This is a genomic window from Candidatus Aquarickettsia rohweri (assembly GCF_003953955.1).
GTDB lineage: Bacteria > Pseudomonadota > Alphaproteobacteria > Rickettsiales > Midichloriaceae > Aquirickettsia > Aquirickettsia rohweri.
Genome location: NZ_RXFM01000082.1, coordinates 1 through 6,804, shown reverse-complemented (window position 1 = coordinate 6,804; position 6,804 = coordinate 1). Strand labels below are relative to the sequence as shown.

Below are 6,804 nucleotides of genomic sequence, written 5' to 3'. Positions count from 1 at the left end.
AAAATTCATATTTACTTACATTACTTTTTTTATATTCTTCTACTAGCTCTTTCCATTTTTCATTACTTATTCTTTTTTTCTAATAGCATCATTAGCCTCTATTTTTTTAGGCTTTTGTTCTACCACTTATTTTTATTCTTGCCTAGATGCCCTTATTTTAGCGCTTACATGGTTCACCAAGATATAGCTTTACAATATAAAAATTTAAAAATTGAAATGTTAAAAAATCCAAATTCTCATATAAAAGTAGATGGAAAATTTTCAGTATATAATCTTGGTAAAAATCAATTTATTAAAAGCGTTTTGAAAAAAGCTAATTTTAATGGTTATTGTGTAAATTTTTGTATGCATGATGATGAATGGTCAGAGTAGCATAGAATACGTGAAAAGGAAATTTTTCAGCCAATTGGAGTGAATTATGACCGTAATCATTTTAGTTTAAAAGATTGTAATCACTATCATTTTGTTTTATACAAAGGAATTGTAATTGTGTCGGTTGCTCATATAGAATTAATAGATGATAAAACAGCAGCATTACGCTCTCTTGCCACTGATGAAAAGCATAAAAATAAAGGATATGCTACTTATATTCTAACTTTCTTAGAAAAATGGCTAAAATTGCAAAAAATAAAGGTAATCAAAACACATGCTAATTTAGAAGCTAAAGAGTTTTATATAAAACTAGGTTATAAGCAAATGGCATTTAACGATAAGTCAATATCAAAAAATATTATAGATTTAGGTAAAATAATATAGTTGCAAAATATATCTTTATATATTTTAGTTACAATAAAATTTTATTTATAGGCATGGGATTTGTAGGTTAGTATTGCAAATTAAACTAAGATAAAAATTCTTTCTTTAAATTAATAGGTGATCAAGATTTTTTAAAATTAGAAAAATTTGCAATACTACTAATATAAAATTTGTTTTAAAATTTATAGTTCATCATGCGCAATTGCTGAGTTGTCATCAGCATCTTTGTCAATTCCATGAAAGTTATGCCAGTGTATTGGTATACGCCCAGCGTTGCCTCTTGCAGTTACAGCTAAAGCATCTTCTTTGTTTAAAAATTGTAAATTTGCTTCCTGATGTTGACAGTCTTGAACTCCATCAAAAGTCCAAACTAAATTCTCTTGTATCTTTATTTTACAAGTATTTTCTGCTCCAGTACCTAAATTTTTAGCATTTATCTCTATTTCAGAACCAACTGGTGGCCAAAAAGCTTCTATATTAATAGCGTTAACATTTGTTAAATTAGCATATACACCTATTTCCTCATTATCTATTGTAACTAAAATTTTTTGATTTTCATTAATGCCTCCATCTTTTATCTCAGGTGCATCAAGTACAACATAAAAAAACTTTTGCTGAGCATTTTCATCATCATAACGTGATAAGCGTAATTCTAGTGCTTGTTGATCAGTGCCAGGAACTTTAGTAAGATCCATTTGTTGTGGATTCTTAGCTATTTTTTGATTTGGAAAATCACCAGCAACTTCAGGCACAAATTGTTTTTGTACTGCATATCTCCAATTTTCCTTAGGCATTGTAGAAAAATCTACATTAATAATATTATCATCATTTTGATATGTAAAGTCTGCATTACCTGGATTTGCACCTGATTTATTTAGTGGGAAATATGATACCTTACTTATGTAAGAACTTGACTTAACAAAGTTTGTATCTGGAAATCCACTCCATTGGTCACCAAACCAATGATTTAACATAATCAGAACATCACCTAATTTTTTTTCATTGCCATACCACCAAAAGGGTTTATCTCCACCAGGATATTGATTGCCTATCATTTTTATTCCAGGATAATCTTTAGCATCAAAAACTTTTATTGGTGTTGCATTATCTATATCTTTCCCATCATTATTAGCATCAAGATAAAATTGTAAGGTTTCGGGAGTCCAGATAATTGTATAAGTATGTAATTCTTTAGGATCGTAAGTAAGTTTACCTTGATTATCCTTTACAGTAAAATATTGTGAGTTAGTTGTAACAAAGCCTGAAAATGCTGTACTAACTGATTAAACAAATGAAGCCTCTGTATTGTTTACTTTTATTGTATGAGGCCCTTCAGGTGCTCTCCAAAAATTTATAGTCATTATTTTACCATCAGAGCTTTCTGCTTTTTGTCCGTTTGGCATACCCCAATTTTCACCTGCAGTCCACCACGGCTCTTTATCACGAACTGTTTCATCTTCCAATAAAGCATTATAATCTACAATATCTGAATACCCAATCACTTTGGATATTTCTTGTACAAATTCTTTATTTGATAAACTACTAATTTGTGTATGTAATTGATCAAAGTTATTTATTGTGCTTTGATCCTTGCCTAAAACAGAAGTAATAACTTTTAAAACAAATTGTTCCCAATTTATAAAATCGACTGTTGAGAAATAATTAATCATTATAACTAGATTATTTAAATTTTTCTTAAAATCCTCAATTGGTATGTTATTTATAATAGGAGATAATTCCTTCCATTTCGCATCATCTCTCCCTATCAAGGCTTTTCCTATACCCATTTTTGATACAAGGTCTTGCGGGAAATTTTCTATCTCTTCTTTAGAAGTAGCTTTTATTTTCTCTGCTAAATCATCTATGCTTGTCACAGGAGTTTTTAACTGTAATGCAATTCCTATTTGTCTAACAAACTCATTTTTACATAAGTGAGAAATTTTAGATGTTAATTTAACAAAATCTATTACATCAGTATGCCCTAGTATTGATATTATTCTACCAGCTAATCCATCACTTGGCTCTAATTTTACTTTATTAACAAAACTAAACCAATTAGACGACTCATCCGATGATAATAATAGTAATTTACCTAGAGCTTTTGCTAATTCATCTTGTGAGTAATTTTTAATTTTATCAATAAAATCACTCCATTTATCTAAAGAGTCATATTGCTCAACTTTTTTTATTTTTTGAAGTAGCTCTTTGTTTGTTAGGCCTTTAGTTTCTGATAGTAGTTGTTCCCAATTATTAATATCAGGTCTTCCAGATAATTTGCCAATAACTTGGGCTTTTCCATTTGCTGTTAGCTCTCCGTTAGCTTCAGGACATGCAGTTACTACACAATTAGCATTTGGTAGTTCACCTGTGCAACTTAACCGCTCCTGGAAAAGTGCTTTTGTATATGGAACGTACTCCCAATCTATTTCAGTCCATCTCCAAAATTTTGTTAATTCTGGGTAGTATGCAGGTGGTGGCTGTATAGATTGCAGGAATGCACCTGTAACAGTTGGTTGATCATCAACATTAAACCACCCTTTAAACACATACATACCGTAAGACGTAGGCTTTCTTGAGTCTAATTGTACACCAGAATACATGCTTGGATCTTGTGGATTCCAATTTGAATTTTTTAAAGTATTAGTCATAACACCCACATGTTAAATTAATAATATTATAATGTTATCCAAAAAATATCTTTGTCAAGTTATCTGTTAAAAATTATACTTAAAGTATAATAAATTTATTTATTTAACATTTTTAGCGCTATAAACTAATATTACAATAGTATAATAAATTGCGCTTTCATCTTATATTAGTGATTTTATAATAAAAATTAGAGATCGTAGTGTCAGATTAAATAGAAATAAAGTACTAAGTGTTTGTTAAAAATACAAATAATATTAATATAAATATTTTAATTATTTTTATCAATTTTTAACAAATTTATTATTTCTTGGATTGAATTATCCATGGGTATTTCAAATTCCATAGGTTTTAATGATCGAGGATGGACAAATGCAATTTTATACGCATGTAAAGCTTGTCTATTTAATTTTTTAATTTTATTATTTAGTTCTTTTGATACAAATTCTGGATTAAAATTATAATACAGAGAATATTTTTGATCACCAACTACAGGGGTGTTTTTATATTTCATATGCACTCTAATTTGATGAGTTCTACCAGTTTCTAATTCGCATTCTACTAAACTAAACATTCTATTTTCATAACTATTTATAACTCTATAATTAGTAATTGCTATTTTGGCATCATCATCTTTTACAACTTGCATTTTAGTTGGATCTTTTTTGTTAGGTGCAATATTGGTTATAATACGCCCAATAATAGGATTTGGAACACCATAAGTTAATGTTAAATACTTTCTTTTTACTTTTCTTTCTAATATTTGCCCACATAAGTATAAGTGTGTTTCATTATTTTTAGCAACTAACATTAAACCTGAAGTATATTTGTCTAATCTGTGTACTATGCCAGGTCTATTTTCTCCACTAGCTGATGATAAATTATTGGAATATGCAACAAGTGCGTTAGCAAGTGTTTTATTTTTAGTATTGCTACATGGATGAACTGTAAGATCTGAGGGCTTATTAATAACTATTAAATCTTCATCTTCATAAATAATATTTAACTTAAAATTATATGGCTCTATTGTTGTAGGTTGTTTTATAATTGATAATGATATTTTGTCGCCAATTTTAATTTTTTTACCACAATTACGCTCAATATCATTATTAATAGTTACTTTTGAATTAAGTATCAAAAATTGGATTTGAGATCTAGTTTGTTTTTCAATTTTTGAAGTAATATATTTATCTAATCTTTCTCCTTCTTCACCTTTTATAATTTCAAAAGTATATATCATTTCGTTTAGTTCTTCAGATGTTATTATTTAAATATTGTCAGAATTAATTTTAGATAGATACATAAATATATAAAAATAATTTGTATTTGCCATATAATTCGTTATTTTAAAAAAACAATTATTATTTTATTTTTAATAAAAATTATGAAATGTCCTTTTTGTGGGTTTTTAAGTACACAAGTTAAAGATTCAAGACCATCAGATGATAATTCTAGCATAAAACGTCGAAGAATTTGTAATAATTGTGGAGCAAAATTCACTACTTATGAAAGGATAGAAGTAAGAGAAGTTATGGTTATAAAGAGAAATGGATCTAAAAGACCATTTGATATTCAAAAATTACTAAGGTCACTTGAAATAGCTACTAGAAAAAGGAGTATAGGTCATGACTCTTTAGACCAAATTGTGTCAAATATTGTAAAAAAATTACAAAAATTTGGAGAAGGAGAAGTTGAGACAAAAATTATTGGGGAACTAGTAATGGGGGAACTAATAAGAATAGATCAAGTTGCTTATGTTAGATACGCTTCAGTTTATATGGATTTTAAAGAAGTAAAGGATTTTAAGGAATTAGTGCAAATCTTAGATCTTAAAACTGATGACTAAAAATAAATTAATACTTATATCAACAGGAGGTACTGGAGGACATGTATTCCCTGCTCAGGCTGTTGCTGATAGACTAATGAGTAAGAATTATAGTTTACATTTAGTTACTGATAAAAGAGCTTTAAAATATTTAGCTGGTGCTTTTTTATATATGAGAAAAACTATTATTCTTGCCTCAGGAGTAAATGAAAAATTCAGTAGTAAATTATTAAATTTTACTTTACTTATTATTAGTTCTTTAAAAATAATGGGGAAGTTTTTTTTACAAAAACCAAAAATAGTTGTGTCATTTGGAGGATACCCAACTTTACCAGCTTCTTTATATGCAATAATTTTTCGTGTACCACTTATTTTGCATGAACAGAATTCTGTACTTGGACAAATAAATAGATTATTTTTACCTTTTGCAAAAAAATTATTTATATCATTTCCAAACACTCAAAATATAAAAGAAAAATATAAAAATAAAATTATTTTAACAGGGCTGCCTATAAGGAATAAATTTATAGAAGCAGTGAATAATAAAAAGATAAAGAGGAATAGATATTTAAAAATTTTAGTTGTTGGTGGTAGTCAAGGAGCAAGAATTTTTAGTGATATTATACCTAAATCCATACAAAATTTGGGTAAAATATTGCAAGAAAGAATTCACATAACCCAACAAGCTAGAGAAGAAAATATTGATGAAGTTATAAGTGAATATTCAAAAATAAAGTGTAAATATAATATAAAAACTTTTTTTGATAATCTTGAGGAACTTTATGATAAACATGATTTAGTTATATGCAGAGGAGGTGCCTCATCAATTGCTGAGTTAATGGTTTTTAAAAAAGTTGCAATATTAGTTCCATTTGCAAAAGCAAAAGATAATCATCAATTTTATAATGCAAAATTTTTAAATGAAAATTCAAAAATTATATTAAAAACAGAGGATAAATTTTGCCCAAAATGGTTATCTTTATTTATAGCAGATTTATTAAATAATCCTGATAAGCTACAAGATATTCAAAAATCTTATAATAATAAATATAAGGATCTTCATTTAAATTCAGTGAATAAATTTGTGAAAGAGTTAGATAATATTTAGTATTACACATCTTATTTATTAATTTTCTGGATTGCCACGAGCATTAAAATGCTCTCGCAATGACAATGCAGGCAAAGTCATCACGAAGAAGAGACGAAGTCTCGACTGTGGTGATCCAGAGATGTTGTTTCATTTATGTTTTGTTTATGTATTCCTGGATTGCCACGAGCATTAAAATGCTCTCGCAATGACAATGCAGGCAAAGTCATCACGAAGGAGAGAAGAAGTCTTAACTGTGGTGATCCACAATTGTTGTCACATTTATATTTGTTGATGCATTACTGGAGGCTCTGTCGCATCTGTAATATGGTGTAAAATTTTTAAATTATTTATAGATTTTTCCATTAAGCAGCTAGTGAAAGAAATTTATCAAAGTCAGAATTATAATTGTCATTGTCAGCAAGTTGTCCTTTTTTAATCATGTGCAAGAGTTCTATTCCCGCAATAGTTCTGGCGGCACTTCTAAAGG

General features: G+C 28.2%; 7 protein-coding genes and 1 pseudogene. 4 read left to right on the top strand and 4 right to left on the bottom strand.

Annotation, left to right across the window (positions count from 1 at the left end; genetic code table 11):
* The first annotated feature begins 138 nt into the window (after nucleotides 1-138).
* Together EIC27_RS07665 and EIC27_RS05510 are read left to right on the top strand one after the other, a co-directional pair.
* Nucleotides 139-372, top strand: a complete 234-nt coding sequence (locus EIC27_RS07665; RefSeq protein ID WP_240627095.1) for a hypothetical protein — start codon at nucleotides 139-141, stop codon at nucleotides 370-372.
* 39 nt (nucleotides 373-411) lie between these two features.
* Nucleotides 412-756 carry a GNAT family N-acetyltransferase gene (locus tag EIC27_RS05510; RefSeq protein ID WP_240627094.1) on the top strand — a complete coding sequence of 115 codons (345 nt, stop codon included), beginning with the start codon at nucleotides 412-414 and terminating at the stop codon, nucleotides 754-756.
* 182 nt (nucleotides 757-938) lie between these two features.
* Here EIC27_RS05510 and EIC27_RS05505 read toward each other — a convergent pair whose 3' ends face one another.
* From EIC27_RS05505 to EIC27_RS05495, 3 genes are all read right to left on the bottom strand, one after another.
* A complete protein-coding gene (locus tag EIC27_RS05505) occupies nucleotides 939-1,811 on the bottom strand; it encodes a hypothetical protein (protein ID WP_126045096.1) in 873 nt (290 codons plus the stop codon).
* Nucleotides 1,812-2,039: 228 nt separating this feature from the next.
* Nucleotides 2,040-3,404 (bottom strand): hypothetical protein, encoded by a 1,365-nt coding sequence (locus EIC27_RS05500; RefSeq protein ID WP_126045095.1) that lies wholly within the window; start codon nucleotides 3,402-3,404, stop codon nucleotides 2,040-2,042.
* A 269-nt stretch (nucleotides 3,405-3,673) separates the two neighbouring features.
* On the bottom strand, nucleotides 3,674-4,642 hold the full coding sequence (locus EIC27_RS05495) for an RluA family pseudouridine synthase (RefSeq protein WP_126045094.1): 969 nt from the start codon (nucleotides 4,640-4,642) through the stop codon (nucleotides 3,674-3,676).
* A 144-nt stretch (nucleotides 4,643-4,786) separates the two neighbouring features.
* Between EIC27_RS05495 and nrdR the strand changes: the two genes are divergently transcribed.
* Nucleotides 4,787-5,248, top strand: coding sequence for a transcriptional regulator NrdR (gene nrdR / locus EIC27_RS05490; protein ID WP_126045093.1), 462 nt, complete (start codon nucleotides 4,787-4,789; stop codon nucleotides 5,246-5,248).
* Nucleotides 5,241-6,335, top strand: a complete 1,095-nt coding sequence (locus EIC27_RS05485) for a UDP-N-acetylglucosamine--N-acetylmuramyl-(pentapeptide) pyrophosphoryl-undecaprenol N-acetylglucosamine transferase (RefSeq protein ID WP_126045092.1) — start codon at nucleotides 5,241-5,243, stop codon at nucleotides 6,333-6,335. Before nrdR ends, EIC27_RS05485 begins: the two co-directional genes overlap by 8 nt.
* A gap of 344 nt (nucleotides 6,336-6,679) precedes the next feature.
* Here EIC27_RS05485 and EIC27_RS08330 read toward each other — a convergent pair.
* Nucleotides 6,680-6,804: pseudogene (locus EIC27_RS08330) on the bottom strand (IS6 family transposase); the annotation flags it as partial.